At 73.0% G+C, this 13,702-nt stretch carries 9 protein-coding genes; 2 read left to right on the top strand and 7 right to left on the bottom strand.

Going from position 1 to position 13,702, the window contains the following annotated elements; translation table 11 throughout:
- Positions 1–447: 447 nt before the first annotated feature.
- From WME96_RS33840 to WME96_RS33810, 7 genes are all read right to left on the bottom strand, one after another.
- A complete protein-coding gene (locus WME96_RS33840; protein ID WP_437285714.1) occupies positions 448–1,527 on the bottom strand; it encodes a hypothetical protein in 1,080 nt (359 codons plus the stop codon).
- 241 nt (positions 1,528–1,768) lie between these two features.
- Positions 1,769–3,448, bottom strand: coding sequence for a protein kinase domain-containing protein (locus tag WME96_RS33835; protein ID WP_437285713.1), 1,680 nt, complete (start codon positions 3,446–3,448; stop codon positions 1,769–1,771).
- On the bottom strand, positions 3,442–4,467 hold the full coding sequence (locus tag WME96_RS33830) for a PEGA domain-containing protein (protein WP_437285712.1): 1,026 nt from the start codon (positions 4,465–4,467) through the stop codon (positions 3,442–3,444). Before WME96_RS33830 ends, WME96_RS33835 begins: the two co-directional genes overlap by 7 nt.
- Positions 4,468–4,807: 340 nt before the next feature.
- A complete protein-coding gene (hrpA, locus tag WME96_RS33825) occupies positions 4,808–8,578 on the bottom strand; it encodes an ATP-dependent RNA helicase HrpA (RefSeq protein WP_437285711.1) in 3,771 nt (1,256 codons plus the stop codon).
- Positions 8,579–8,723: 145 nt separating this feature from the next.
- On the bottom strand, positions 8,724–9,413 hold the full coding sequence (locus tag WME96_RS33820; RefSeq protein WP_437285710.1) for a hypothetical protein: 690 nt from the start codon (positions 9,411–9,413) through the stop codon (positions 8,724–8,726).
- Positions 9,410–10,351: a PEGA domain-containing protein gene (locus WME96_RS33815; RefSeq protein WP_437285709.1), complete on the bottom strand. Its 942-nt coding sequence runs from the start codon at positions 10,349–10,351 to the stop codon at positions 9,410–9,412. The genes WME96_RS33820 and WME96_RS33815 overlap by 4 nt, the downstream gene beginning before the upstream one ends.
- Before the next feature lie 12 nt (positions 10,352–10,363).
- The gene (locus tag WME96_RS33810) at positions 10,364–11,731 is read right to left on the bottom strand and encodes a serine/threonine-protein kinase (protein WP_437285708.1); all 1,368 of its coding nucleotides are present in this window, start codon (positions 11,729–11,731) and stop codon (positions 10,364–10,366) included.
- A gap of 867 nt (positions 11,732–12,598) precedes the next feature.
- Between WME96_RS33810 and WME96_RS33805 the strand changes: the two genes are divergently transcribed.
- Both WME96_RS33805 and WME96_RS33800 read left to right on the top strand, forming a co-directional pair.
- Positions 12,599–13,246 (top strand): Isoquinoline 1-oxidoreductase subunit, encoded by a 648-nt coding sequence (locus tag WME96_RS33805; protein ID WP_437285707.1) that lies wholly within the window; start codon positions 12,599–12,601, stop codon positions 13,244–13,246.
- Positions 13,243–13,701 (top strand): (2Fe-2S)-binding protein, encoded by a 459-nt coding sequence (locus WME96_RS33800; RefSeq protein ID WP_437285706.1) that lies wholly within the window; start codon positions 13,243–13,245, stop codon positions 13,699–13,701. Before WME96_RS33805 ends, WME96_RS33800 begins: the two co-directional genes overlap by 4 nt.
- Position 13,702: the final 1 nt, after the last annotated feature.

The raw sequence follows: 13,702 nt of genomic DNA, 5'->3' as shown, positions 1-13,702 counted from the left end.
GACTGCGACAGGAGATGTAAGTGGTGCTCGAGCTGACCTTTAAGCTGACCCCAGAAGAGGGCGAGCCGCGCGACATCGTGGTTCGCATCCACGAGCCGACGCGAAACCCTCCGGGAAAAAAGTGGCCTTGGGCTGTCACTGTTGACATCGATGGGCGCCCATCTACTACATACGGGGTAGACCCTCTCGATGCGGTTGAAAACGGAGCCCAGCACGCGGCGATCGTGTTGCGCGGGGTCCATGGCGATGCGCTCGATCCACCCATCGAGCCGCGGATGAAGGAGGGCCAATAATCGACTCACGTATGCGCCAAGCCTGCCCATCGCCGGGACCGAAGCGTATGCGAGCTCAGCCCCGTGGGTGCTGTTAGAAAGCGGCCAGCTCGCTTGTTTGTGAGGAGCAGCGCCGCGGGCGCACGAGCCCTCGATGACCTTCCAGGCGGCCGGCTCACCGGCACGGCGCGCAACTGCCGCCGCAATCCACGCCGGCTTCGCCCGCATTCTTTACACCATCGGTGCACGAGGGCTCCTGGCACGCGCCCGCCCAGCAGACGCCGCTCTCGCAGCTCGCGCCCGTCCTGCATCCCCGCCCCGCCGGGCAGGCTGGACAGGGCGGCCCCCCGCAGTCGACCCCCGTCTCGTCGCCGTTCCGTACGCCATCGTCGCACGTCGCCGGCACGCAGCGCCCCCCGTCGCAGACGCTGCTCTTGCAATCGATGCTCGACCTGCAGGCCTCGCCGATGATGCAGGGCCGGCACGGACCGCCGCAGTCCCGCGCGGTCTCGCCGCGCGCGGCATCGACAGCATCGTTCGTGCAATGCGCCGGCACGCACAGCACGTCGTCGCACGCCATGCCGCTGGGGCAGTTGTTCATCGTCGGATCGGCAGCGAAGCATGCGACGCAAGTGCCCCCGTGGCAGATGCCGTCGCGGGTGTCCGGACATACCACGCCGGCGAGCACGAGCATGTTGATCGGCCCGCTGGCACCGCAGCTATCGTAAGTACACTGTTCCCCGTCGTCGTAGACGTCCGACGGGTCCTCGATCTCGAGGAGCTCGCCTGCGGTCGTACACTCCACCCGCAGGCAATCTCCCTTTCGCTGCGAGGCGACGGGCCCGGGGTGGATCTCCACCTCGCACGCGCCCTGAACGCACCGCCCGGCGCCGCATGCCGGGCTCGGCGGTCCCGGGCACTCGACGTCGCTCTGGCAGCCGGCGTCGACGCCGCCGTCGGGCGCGCACTCCTCGGTGCCAGGAGCGCACTCCGAGCAGGGCCTGCACGCGAGGGCGCAATCCGGATCGCGCGACTCGCTGGGAAGGCAGCAGATGTGGCTGTCCGGATCGACACACACACACCGGCTCTGCGTGCAGACCGCGCCGGGGATGTCCTGATACGCGGTGTGACAATCGGCATCGGTAGCGCAATAACCGCCGAGCCACGGCGCGTCATCCGCGCAAGAGGCGACGAGCCCCGCCGCGATCGCGATGACCGGCGTGGCGAGCGCCACGCGGCGAAGAAGTACTCTCATGGGAACAGCACCTCCGGACATCCACCGTCGCTCGCCAGCGAAAGCACCAGCAGAGGCGCGCGGACTGCCCATGTGCAGCCCCTCGTATACAGCACTGGAGTTGGGGACGCGCGTAAGAAATCGACAGAAGTGGCCGAGATTGGCTGGAAATTCGAAGTGCGTCAGTGGAACGTGGTGAAGCGCACGCCTGCCCGCTGCGCTCGAATCAAGGTGGCGCGATCGAGTGGTAATTGTGGTCGCGTCAATGGAATGTGGTGGAGCGCGCGCCTGGCCACTGCGCTCCGCAGGTGTACCAGTCGGCGCCGCAGGGCGGCTGCGGCTCGTCCTCCTCGAAGGGCCGACGCGGCGCCGGCGCACGTACCGTCGCCTCCGGCCGCGCGCGAGGCGGCACCGGCGCGGTGCGCGGCGGCACCGGCGCGGTGCGCGGCGGGGACTCGCGAGGGACGGGCGCCGGCGCGTGGCGCTCCGACAGGGGAGCCGCGGGGGCGGGGACCAGCGCGCAGGGGCGCGGAAAGCGGGCGACGGGCGGGACGCGCGCTTCTCGGGGCGAGACGAGCTGGAACCAGGCGAGGAGCGCCGCAGCGGCCACGAGGGCCAGCGCGCCTGCCGCGCGGGCGATGCGCCGGTGGCGGCGGCGAGGACCGGGCGCCGGGGCTGCCGGTGGTGCCGGGGCTGCTGGCGCCGGTGATACGACCGGAGGGGCCGGCTGCGGTGGTCCGAACGGCGCCGCGGCCAACAAGAGCGGAGGCACCTCGGGCAGCGCGACCGGAGCCGCGAGGGGCGGCGTGTGCTGCGTGTCACGGTCGGCCGAGGCCGTGCGAGGCGGCGCACGCTGGGCGTCATGGTTGGCCGAGGCCGCGAGAGGCAGCGGGGGCTGCTCCTCAGCGTAGGTCGCGTCCCCGGGATGCGGCGCATGGTGCCCCTCGTCGTCCGCCGAGTCCCCGGGTGGCCTGCGCGTGACGCCGGAGGGCAGCGTCGGCGGTCCGGACCCCGGCGAAGGCGGCGAGGGAGGCCGGGACCGCGCGCCGCCCGCGGAAGGTACCGGGATGCGCACGCCGGAGAGCGCGCCCTGCTCCGGCTCGGCCTGCCAGCGACACCAGCCCTCGATCGCCGCGTGGAGCGCCGCGATGAGCTCCTCCATGCCGCGATACCGGGCGGCGGGGTCCTTCTCGATGGCCCTCTTCACGACGCCGGCGACCGACGGCGGAAGCGGCACGAGGGTCTCGATCGCCTGCGGCATCCCGTGCCGGACGCAGCGGTCCAGCTCCTCCGGCGCGGATCCCTCGAACGGCCGGCGCAGCCCGAGGAGCTCGTACAGCACGAGGCCCAGCGCGTGCACGTCGGTCCGCTCGTCGAGGGCCGGCGGCGTCGAGAGCTGCTCGGGCGCCCGGTACGCCGTTGTCATCGCCGCGCCCGCCGGGTCCGCCGCGCTCGCCACGTCTGCCACGTCCGCCGCGCCGAGACCGAAGAGCTGCGCGAGACCCAGGCCAGGGAGCCTGAACGAGCCGTCTCCGAACAGCACGATGCTCTCCGGGCTGAGATCCCCGTGGAAGATCCCCGAAGCATGTGCGGTCCTCAAGACCTCGGCGAACTCGGCGACCTGCGAGAGCGCCCATGAGGGCCCGAGCTCCCGCGACCGGCCGTCGAGGAGCGCGCGCAGCGACGGACCGTCGCACCGCTCGACCGCCGCCCAGCAGAATGAGGCGCCGACGCCCCCGTCGAGCACCCGCGGGAGCTCGTCGAGCAGCGCGCTCACCGCGCGGAGGCGCTCCAGCGTGTCGAGGAACCCCTCGGGCACCGACGCGCTCACATACAGCAGCACGCTCCTGCCCGCGCGATCCATCGCGGCATAGACATCCGCCCGACCGCGGCCGGCGAGCTGCGCGACGATCCGGTAGCCGAGCCCAGCGCCGTCTACCATGTCATCTCCAGGCCGAGCTGCGTGCCGGCGGCGGTCACCCTGGGGCCGCGGCTCCTCGGCAAGAGCGCGTAGATCAGCGTTCCCGCGCCGAGCAGCGCGCCGGCGGTCAGCGCGATCGCGGCGCGCTCCTCGGCGCGCCCCATGGCCCCGTAGGCGCTCTGCGCGCGCTGCAGCTCCGCGCCGGCGATCCGGTAGCCGCCGTGGTTGCGCGCGAGCAGCTCGTCGAACCTGCGCTGGTGGCCGTTCGCCTCCGCGAGGAAGATCGCGCCCAGCGTGATGCACCCGGCGGTCGCCGCGCCGCCCAGGAGGACGAGCGCCGTCGCCGGTCCCTCGCTCCCCGGCGCCAACCCCGCCGCCCCCGGCAGCCCCGCCGGCGCCGGCGCGCGCGGCGTTGCCTGCTCAGCGCCGACCGGCGCCGCCGGAGCAACGCCACCGACCGGCGCCGGCGGGGCAAGGTCGATGACCAGAAGGCGCGCCTCCCCGGCGCGCACCTCGACGGTGGTCTCCTTCGCCGCCGCGCCGAGCGCCGCCCGGACGCGGTGCGAGCCGGGTTCCACGTACACCTCCCGGCCGAGCGGCGCCTGGCCGACAGGCCGGCCGTCGATCGAGAGCTGCGCCCCCGGCGGCACGGCGAACGTCAGCGCGCCGACCTCCTGCTTCACGCGCGCGAGGTCCAGCGCCCGGCTCGCGTACCGCTCTCGCTCCGCGCCGCTCCGGGGCGCCGGCGTCCTCTCGAGACACAGGGCCAGAAACTCCGCCGCTCTCGTCATGTCCCCGACACGGAACGCGAGCTGCCCCACATTGCACGCTGCCTTCTCGGACGGGGCCAGTTGCCATACCTGAAGCCAGAGGTCCCGCGCCTTCGCGAGCTGCCCTTCCGCCACGGCCCGGTCGGCCGAGCGCTCGAGTCGACGCTGCGCCTCGCTCGCCCCGGTGTCGGCGCGACCGACAGAGGGCAGGATGACCGACGCGGCGAGGATCAACGCCCCAGAGAGGGCGCGCAAGGCCGTCACGCTCATGACGAGCTACATATCAGGTCAGGTCAGGCGAAGGGGAACCAGCCGACGTTTCTCAGGAGAGACAGAGAAACCAGAAAAGAGACCTGAACGTGAGAAACTGGTTCGCTCCGCGGGAATGCAACCAGCGGGTCTCATCTCATCGCATCGCTCCTCCGGCCGGCGGCGCTACTACCAAGGGTCAGAGTTCCTGCCAGGGCTCTGTCTCGCGAGCGGAGAGAGAGATTTCAACGCAAAGGCGCAAAGGCGCAAAGAAAAAAGAGAAATTCTTGTCGTTTTGCGCCTTTGCGTCTTTGCGTTGAAACCTCCCTTCGGATTCCTGTCGGACTCCTGGTGCGTGGAGCTATCCCAGCATGCGTTTCCACTGCTCCGACAGCCGCTGCGTCGAGACGGGGACAGCGGCCTTCAGCTCGGGCGCGAACAGCGACACCCGGAGCTCCTCTATCAGCCAGCGGAACGACTCCAGCTCTTCCGCGGGCACCCCCTTCTGGCGGAGCGCCTGCTGGTGCTTGAGGTAATCCTGCCAGAACGGCAGCACCTGCGCGGCCTTGGCCTGGTCCTTCTGCGGACCGTTGGGCAGCCGCTCGAGCCGGACCTGGACTGCCCGCAGGTAGCGGGGCAGGTGGGCGAGCCGGTCGAGCGGGGCGCGCGAGAAGAGCCCGACCGGCAGCAGGAGCTCGACCTGCGTGCGCACGTCGTCGAGCGCTGGCCTCGGCGCGCCCGGCTTGCCCGTCATCGACCGGAGCATCGCCTGCACGCGATCGAGCTCGACGCCGATGTCTCGCGCCAGCCCGGCGAGCTTGCCCAGCACGCCCTGGAGCGACCGCCGGCCGTCGTCCAGGCGCGCCTGGAACGCGGGGCGCGTCCTCGGGAACGCGGCGGGATCGCCGAGCTGGAACGCCTCGTCGAGCGCGCGCAGCGCGATCTGCCGGGCGAGGCCGGGCTCGCCGGGCGCGACCCGGGCGCCGAGCCCGCTCACGGCCACCGCGCTGCGCAGCGGCTGCTCGAGCTGGCTCATCTTGCCCCCGAGCTGGAGCAAGAGGAGCCGCCGCAGCCCGGCGCGCGTGGCCTCGTCGGCCGCGGCCCTCGAGGCGAGCACGCGCACCGACACGGAGGTCTCCCCGTCGATCAGCGCCGGATAGCCGAACACCTTGTGACCCCCGGCGTCGACCTGCACGCGCTCGGGCAGCGACTCGACGCCGAACGACGTGAGGCCGTCCCGCTCGATCCCCGCCTTGCCGACCTTCGCCCACGCGTCGCGCGCCCGGCCGGACAGGCGATCCTTGAGCTCCCGCAGGTCGCGCCCCTCGCCGATCACCCGGCCGTCCTCGCCGATCACGCGGAAATAGAAGCGCAGGTACGGCGGGAGCTCCTCGATCCGGAAGGCGTCGGCCTGCACGCGCTCGCCGGTGCGGTCCTCGACCGCGCGCGCGAGCGCGGGCCGCATCGGGCCCTGGAACGGGCGTAGCTCCGCGGCGATCTCGCGGGCGACCTCCCGCATCGGGACGAGCGCCTTGCGGAGCGACTTCGGCAGCGTCTCGAGCAGCAGCGCGATCTTCTCGGCGTGCCACCCGGGGATCGTCCACTCGAGCTGCTCCGGATCGGCCTGCGGCAGGAGCACGAGCGGCAGCGAGAGGGAGACGCCGTCGTCGTCCTCGCCCGGATCGAAGCGGTAGGCGAGCGGCACGGCCGCCCCGTAGAGATCGAGCGCGTCGGGGTAGCGGTCGGGCGAGAGCTCCGCGGCCTCGTCGAGCAGGACGTCGGCGATCGACAGGTGGAGCACCCGCGGATCCGTGGCCTCGGCCTCCTTGCGCCACGCCTCGAACGTCTTGCCGTTGTAGACCCCCTCGGGCACGCGCCTGTCGAAGAAGAGCTCGAGCGCGTGCTCGTCGGCCAGCATCTCGCTCCGCCTCGCCTTGTCGCGCAGCCGGCTGACCTCCTCGAAGAGCTTGCGGTTCGCGTCCATGAACGGCGCGCGCGTCGCGTACTCCTGCCGGACCAGGGCGTGCAGGAGGAAGATCTGGCGCGCCGCCCTCGGATCGATCGGCCCGAAATCCACCCTGCGGTCGCGCGCGATCGGCAGCCCGTAGAGCGTCACCTGCTCTCTGGCCATCACGGCCGCCGGCTTCGCGGCCCAGTGAGGGTCGCTGTAGCTGCGCTTGCAGAGCGGCCCGGCCGCGGCCTCGATCCACGCGGGATCCAGGGCCGCCGCCATCCGGGCGAAGAGCTGCGATGTCTCGACCAGCTCGGCGGCCATGATCCACGCGGGCGGCTTCTTCGCGAGCCCCGACGAGGGGTGGAGCTGAAAGCGCGTCTGCCGGGCGCCGAGATACACCTTGTGCTCCTGGCTCCACATGCCGATGCGGCTGAGCAGCCCGGGCAGGAGCGCGCGGTGGATGGCCTCGCCCTTCGCGGGCGCGGTGTTCGGCGAGAACCCCATGTCCCGCGTGATGCGGCTGAGCTGCCGGTGCACGTCGACCCACTCGCGCATCCGCAGGTACGAGATGAAGTGATCGCGACAGGTCTTGCGGAGCTGGTTCTGGGTGAGCCGGCCCTGCGCGTCCTGGTAAAAGGCCCAGAGCTTCAGGAGCCCCGCGAAGTCCGACCCCTCGTCCTTGAACCTCCGGTGCGCGTCGTCGGCCTGCTTCTGCGCCGAGAGCGGCCGCTCCCGCGGGTCCTGCACCCCGAGCGCGGCGGCGATGATCAGCACCTCGGCGAGCGCCCCCTCGCCCTCGCCGCCCAGGACCATCCGGCCGATCCGCGGATCGAGCGGCAGCTTCGCGAGCTTCCGGCCGATGTCCGTGAGCGCGCCCGACTCGTCGAGGGCGCCGATCTCCTCGAGGACCCGATAGCCCTCGTCCACGGCGCGCTTCGACGGGGCGTCGAGGAACGGGAAATCCTCGATGTCGCCGAGCCCGAGCGCCTTCATCTGGAGGATGACGCCCGAGAGGCCGACCCTCAGGATCTCCGGATCGGTGTAGGCGGGCCGCGCCTGGTAGTCCTGCTCGGCGTAGAGCCGGAAGCAGACGCCGCTCTGCACGCGGCCCGCGCGCCCCTTGCGCTGATCGGCGCTCGCGCGCGAGATCGGCTCGATCTGGAGCTGGGTGACGCCCGTCCGGGGGCTATAGCGATTGACGCGCGCGAGCCCGGCGTCGACCACATACACGATGCCTGGAATGGTGAGGGACGTCTCGGCCACGTTGGTCGCGAGCACGATCCGCCGCCCGGGCAACGACTGGAACACCCGCTGCTGGTCGCCCTGCGGGAGGCGCCCGTAGAGCGGCAGCATCGTCGTGTGCGGCAGGCCGTGCCGCTCCAGCTCGGCCATCGTATCATGGATCTCCCGCTCTCCCGGCAGGAAGACGAGGATATCCCCGCGCGGATCGATGGACGTGATCTCCTCGACCGTGTTGGCGACGGCGTCGGCGATCTCCGCCTCTCCGGTCTCCGGGGGACGGTGGATGACCTCCACGGGGTAGGTGCGGCCGGAGACCTCGATGACGGGCGCCCCGCCGAAGAAGGCCGAGAATCGATCGGTCTCGAGCGTCGCGGAGCTGACGATGACGCGGAGATCCGGCCGCCTCGGCAGGAGGCGCTTGAGGTAGCCGAGGAGGAAGTCGATGTTGAGGCTGCGCTCGTGGGCCTCGTCGATGATGAGCGTGTCGTAGTCCGAGAGCCGCGGATCGCCCTGGATCTCGGCCAGGACGATGCCGTCGGTCATGTACTTGACGTACGTCGCCGGGCTCGTCCGGTCCGAGAAGCGGATCTTGTAGCCCACCTCCTTGCCCAGCTCGACGTTGAGCTCCTTGGCGACGCGGGCCGCGACGCTGGTGGCGGCGATGCGGCGCGGCTGCGTGACGCCGATCCGGGCGGAGAGCCCGCGGCCCATGGCCAGGCAGATCTTGGGGAGCTGCGTGGTCTTGCCCGAGCCGGTCTCGCCCGCGACGATCACCACCTGGTGCGCCTCGACGGCCCGGGCGATGTCGAGCACCCGCGCCGAGATGGGCAGCTCCTCGGGGAAGCGCACCGGGCTCCCGGCGGGGGGCGGCGACGAGGTCCGGCCGCCGGGGGCGGGCGGCGGGGCAGGTTGCTCTTGCGGGACGCGGGTGCTCACGGCGCGAGGGGGTAGCATCTCCCGCCGCGGCGCGCCGTTCGAAGGCGCGCGCTGCGCGCCGTTCGAAGGCGCGCGGTCCGCCACGCCGGCGCCGGGTCCGCCGCGCGCTCGCCGGCGCGCGGTCCTTCAGGGGGCGAGCGCTCCGTCAATCGTCGTCGTCGTCGGCCTCGCACTCCGGCTTCGGGCAGCGACCTTGCACGATGTCGCGGCACGTCTGGTTGCGCTTCGCGTCGTCCGTCTCTTCGAGCGCGCTGTAGATCAGCTGGAGGCGGCACTCGAACGAGCCTTCCTCCTTGAACGGTTTGCACGCATTGAAGATGGGCGGCGCCCCCGCGGCCACGCACAGGAGCATGCAGCCCTCGTGGCTCGTCAGCGCCAGCGTGTCGGGGCACAGCGCCGTGTAGAGGGTGCAGGCCGCCTCGCACCGCCCGATGCACCCGTCGGCGTCCGCCGGGCCGAGCAGCCCGCTGGCGGTGCAGCCCGCAGGATCGCCGGACCCCACCGCGCGGCACGCGGCGTACTCCGCGGGCGACGGCATCGCCTCGCAGACAGCGCAGCACGTCTCGACCGACGGGTACTGCGGCGTGGCCTCGCAGGCATCCATCGACCCGGCGCAGTGGGTCGAGCACGCGGCGACCTCGCAGGGACCAGTCTCCTCCGCGGGCGGCGTGACCTCGGTTCCCTGGCTCGCCTCGCCCTCTCCCTCGTCGATCTCTCCGCCGTCCAGGCTCGGGGGACTGCCACCCTCGCCCCCGGCGCCGGGCAGCGGGGCGATGATCTGGCACCCCGCGACCCCGGCGGCGAAGAGGCACAGCGCTGCGATCCGCGTCGTCATAACGTCCCCCGTACGCCGATGTAGCCGGGCCCGACGGCCCACGTGACGCTCGAGGCCGGCCCGGTCGAGGTCTCCAGGCCGAGGGCGAGCCCGCCGACGGCCGCGCCCGCGATCGCGAGGCCGAACCCCACGTTCGAGACCCAGCCGAGCGTGTTCGCGCCGCCCCGCGCGTCGCCCGAGCAGCTCGCGGTACCCTGCCGGCACGCCTCCTCGAGGTCGCTCCTCGCGTTCAGGTAGGCCACGCCGGCGCCGAGCCCCAGCGCGAGGCCGGCGCCCGACGTCACGAACCCGCCGATGACCCACGGGCTCGCGCCGCCGCCGTCCGGGTCAGGCACCGGCGTGAGGGCCATGTCCAGCGTCGTGACCTCCCGCTCGGGGACGTAGACCCGCTGCCGGGCGCCGACGTAGCCATCGGCCTCGACCTCGACCCAGTGGTTGCCCGGGTCGATCGGGGAGCCCTCGGCCGAGGCCGTCATCGCCTGGCCGTCGACCCGGAGCCTGGCGGTGGCCGGGGCGGGCGTGATCCTCACCCGGAGCCGCGGGATGCGCGCGCCGAGCTCGTCGCGCAGGGCCTCGGCCCGGCGCCGCGCCTGCATGAACGGCCAGGGCTCTCCCGGGGTCGGGCGCGACGCGGCGATCGTCGACGCGAGCTCGCGCGCCTCGCTGAGCCGCCCGATGGCGGTCAGCGTCTTCGCCACCTCGATGGAGGTCGTCGGCACGCAGACGAGCCGCTCGGCGCGCTGGTAGGCGCGGAGCGCCTCGGCATACTTCTTCTGGGCGAAGAACTCGTCGCCCGCGTACACGAGCTCTCGGGCCTCGCTCCGCGCCTTCTCGTCGGCGTCGCCGCCGCCCGTCTCCGGCGCCTGGGCGGCGAGCGCGGGCGCGGCCGCGACGATCAGGCCGGCGAGCATCAGCAGCGTCCTGGGCCCGGGGTGCATGGCTCTCCTCTGTCAGAAGCCGAGATCGCGGCGAACCCGCGTGCGGTTCGCGACCTTCTTGACCGGCGCGGCCGCGGTGGCGGGCGCAGCCTGGGCGACAGGCGTGCCCGGGACGACGGCGGGCGTCCCGGAGGCGGCCGGCGCGCTGGACGCGGCGGACCCCTCGGGCTGCGGCGCTCTGGCCTGGGCCTCGGGCCGCGGCGCCGGCGTCGCGCACTGCGCCGCGGGCTCGGCGGCCGGCGGGGCGGCGTGGGCCGCGGGCTCCGCGGGGCCGCTCCCGACCATGGCGAGCGACGCGCCCTGCGCCGCCGGCGCCGTCCGGCCGACGCCGGTGGCGCCCGCCCAGGCCAGCGTGCTGATGCCCATGAACGCGGCCGCCGCCATGGCCCAGGTGCGCGCGCGCGCCAGCTTCCGCGGCGAGCCGTCGCCGAGCGTGCCGAACGGCAGCAGCGTGGTCACGAGCGACGAGAAGCCTTCGGCCGAGGAGAGCGCCTCGCGCGGCGGCATGATCTCGGTCTCGCCGGCGGCCCGCGGGCCGCGCGGGCCGCGCGGGGCGGCGAGGGCGGCGTCGAGCGCGTCGAGGACGGCGCGGGCGCTCCGGGCGCGGCGCGCCGGGTCCTTCTCGAGCAGCGAGAGGACCCAGGCGTCGATCGCCGGCGGGATCTCCGGGACGAGCCGGGACGGCGGCGGGGGCGGCCCGCGGTCGATCGCGACAGCGACCGCCGCGATGGTGGCGCCGTTGAAGGGGGTCTGCCCGGTCAGGCAGAAGTAGGCCACGACGCCGAGGGCCCAGAGGTCGCTGTGCGGTCCGACCCGCGCTCCGCCCGCCATCTGCTCCGGCGACATGAAGTGCGGGGTCCCCATGATGGCGCCCGTGACGGTGAGCCGCTCGGCCTCCTCGACGGTGTTCTTGGCGATGCCGAAGTCGAGCACCTTCACGAACGGCTCCCGCTCGCCTTCCACGAGGAAGATGTTCTCGGGCTTGATGTCGCGGTGGACGATGCCCGCCTCGTGCGCCCGGGCCAGCGCCGCGCCGAGCTGGCGCAGGATGCAGACTGTCTCGCTCAGCGAGAGCCGCCCGCGGCGCTCCACGAGGTCGTGCAGCGTCTGCCCTTCGAGGTGCTCCATCACGATGTAGGGGACGCCCTGATCGGTGAACCCGACGTCGAACACGCGCACGACGTGCGGGCTCTGGATCCGGGCGGCCGCCTCGGCCTCGCGGTGGAGGCGCATGACGGCGAGGGGGAGATCGACGTACATGTCGCGGAGGAACTTCACCGCGACCTGGGTCCTGAGCGCGGTGTGCTCGGCGAGCCAGACGCTCCCCATCCCGCCCTGGCCGAGCGCGCGGATGAGCCGGAGGTGGGAACCCACCTGCATTCCCGGCAGGGGCCCGCGCTCCGAGCTGGAGGGCGCGGTGTGGCAGGTTGCCTCAGCCGGGGCGATCAGGCGCGGGGATGGCTGGGTGGCCTCGCCCATTCCTACCGTCTTGCTCATGCCGGAGCTGACTTGCATGCGGCGAGCCAGCCTCCGGATTCGATGGACAGGCGGCCATGAGCTGGAGTTGGCGTGGCGCATCGTGGCGTGCGGCCGCGCTGCACAGATCCCGCGTGACAGTTCGCTACAGGCATGATGGCCGCTGCGGGCCCTTGTCGCGGCGCGCTCTGCACCCACTTACGGCCGCTGTCCTCGCGGGTTGCGGGCCGCGCCGATTCGTGAGATCGGTGACGTCGCTCGAACCATCGGCGGCGCCAGCAGGTCTCTGCCGCTCACCACAGCGCTGAACGGATGAGGGTGGCGCGGCATTTCCGCGCGAGAGCGCCAGAGCGGCGATCGCGTTTCAACGGCGCGTCGCGGGGCGCTCCGGGGCGGGGTTCGCGCTGCGGGGAGCCGCTGGCCGCGCCGAGCTCGCGATGTGGAGAGCGAGGCGAGGGGACATGCATTCGAGCGCGGCGTCGCCCGCCGACGACAGCATGCCACGCGTCTGTGCCATTGCCGACGTCAACGATCCTGGGGAGCGCCGCGCACCCCGGCGAGGTCGAGCGCGGAGTCGAGGACACGCTCGGCGCGGCGCGATCGCGCGCCTCGATGATTGATGACGGGTCCTCTCGAGGCGAGCGCGGGGCGCTTCACGGCTCAGGCCGCCGTGCGAGCGAGCGAGCGTGGGCGGCGCGCGAGCGTCTGCGGCGCGCGAGCGCGACGAAATGCTTGTGCTGCGCGCTCGCGGCAAGCAGTGTAGGCCGCGCGATGCAGCCTCTCCACCTCTGGTTCCTGGCGGGCGTCGGCCTCCTCGCCGCGGCGTGCGACGCCCGCCCCGCGGAGGCGCCGAAGCCGGTCGTCCTTCCCCCCGTCGCGCCGGGCGAGCTCCGCAGCCCGGAGGCGTTCGCGTCGATCCGGGACGACGACGCGCGCGCGGCCTCGATCTTCCTCGAGGCGAGCAAGGTGCTCTTGCACCCGCGCTGCGTGAACTGCCACCCGCACGACGGCGTCCCGCGCCAGGGCGACAGCGGCGAGCGCCACAGCCCGCCGGCCGAGCGCGGTCCGCGCGACCGCGGGGTGGCCGCGATGGAGTGCACGTCGTGCCACCAGGCGCAGAACCTCGAGCTCGCGCGCGTGCCCGGCGCGCCAGGATGGCACCTCGCGCCGGCGGAGATGGCGTGGCTCGGCAGGTCGCCGGCGGCCCTCTGCGCGCAGATCAAGGATCCGGCGCGCAACGGCAAGAAGACGCTCGCGCAGATCGTCGAGCACTCCGCGCACGACGCGCTCGTGGCGTGGGGGTGGGCGCCCGGCCACGGCCGCACGAAGGCGCCCGGCACGCAGGCGCAGTTCGGCGCGCTCGTCGATGCGTGGGTGAAGGCGGGCGCCGCGTGCCCGCCCGAGGAGGCCCGTCCATGATCATCCTGAAGGTGAACGGCGCCGAGCAGAAGCTCGACGTGGATCCGGAGATGCCGCTCCTCTGGGTGCTGCGCGACGTGCTCGGCCTCACGGGGACGAAGTACGGTTGCGGCCAGGCGCTCTGCGGGGCGTGCGTCGTCCACCTCGACGGCGAGACGGTGCGCGCGTGCGTGACGCCCGTGAAGCGCGCCGCGGGCGGCTCGGTGACGACCATCGAGGGGCTCAGCCCGGGCGGCGATCACCCGCTCCAGCGCGCGTGGGTCGAGCTCGGCGTCCCGCAGTGCGGCTTCTGCCAGTCCGGACAGATCATGAGCGCGGCCGCGCTCCTGCGGAAGAACCCGCGGCCCTCGAACGAGGACATCGACAAATCGCTCGCCGGCAACATCTGCCGGTGCGGGACGTACACGCGCATCCGGGCGGCGGTCCGCAAGGCCGCGGGCCTTCCCACGGAGTGAA

The organism is Sorangium sp. So ce406, from assembly GCF_051474675.1.
GTDB classification, from domain to species: domain Bacteria; phylum Myxococcota_A; class Polyangia; order Polyangiales; family Polyangiaceae; genus Sorangium; species Sorangium cellulosum_G.
Note: the sequence above shows the minus strand (reverse complement) of the source record. Positions and strands in the feature narration are given on the sequence as shown.

What these genes read in the sequence shown, in the direction of transcription:
- WME96_RS33830 (WP_437285712.1), bottom strand. Translation starts at nt 4,467, where the DNA reads ATGAGCGTGACGGCCTTGCGCGCCCTCTCTGGGGCGTTGATCCTCGCC.
- WME96_RS33810 (WP_437285708.1), bottom strand. Translation starts at nt 11,731, where the DNA reads ATGCAGGTGGGTTCCCACCTCCGGCTCATCCGCGCGCTCGGCCAGGGC.
- WME96_RS33835 (WP_437285713.1), bottom strand. Translation starts at nt 3,448, where the DNA reads ATGGTAGACGGCGCTGGGCTCGGCTACCGGATCGTCGCGCAGCTCGCC.
- WME96_RS33815 (WP_437285709.1), bottom strand. Translation starts at nt 10,351, where the DNA reads ATGCACCCCGGGCCCAGGACGCTGCTGATGCTCGCCGGCCTGATCGTC.
- WME96_RS33820 (WP_437285710.1), bottom strand. Translation starts at nt 9,413, where the DNA reads ATGACGACGCGGATCGCAGCGCTGTGCCTCTTCGCCGCCGGGGTCGCG.
- WME96_RS33800 (WP_437285706.1), top strand. Translation starts at nt 13,243, where the DNA reads ATGATCATCCTGAAGGTGAACGGCGCCGAGCAGAAGCTCGACGTGGAT.
- WME96_RS33805 (WP_437285707.1), top strand. Translation starts at nt 12,599, where the DNA reads ATGCAGCCTCTCCACCTCTGGTTCCTGGCGGGCGTCGGCCTCCTCGCC.
- WME96_RS33840 (WP_437285714.1), bottom strand. Translation starts at nt 1,527, where the DNA reads ATGAGAGTACTTCTTCGCCGCGTGGCGCTCGCCACGCCGGTCATCGCG.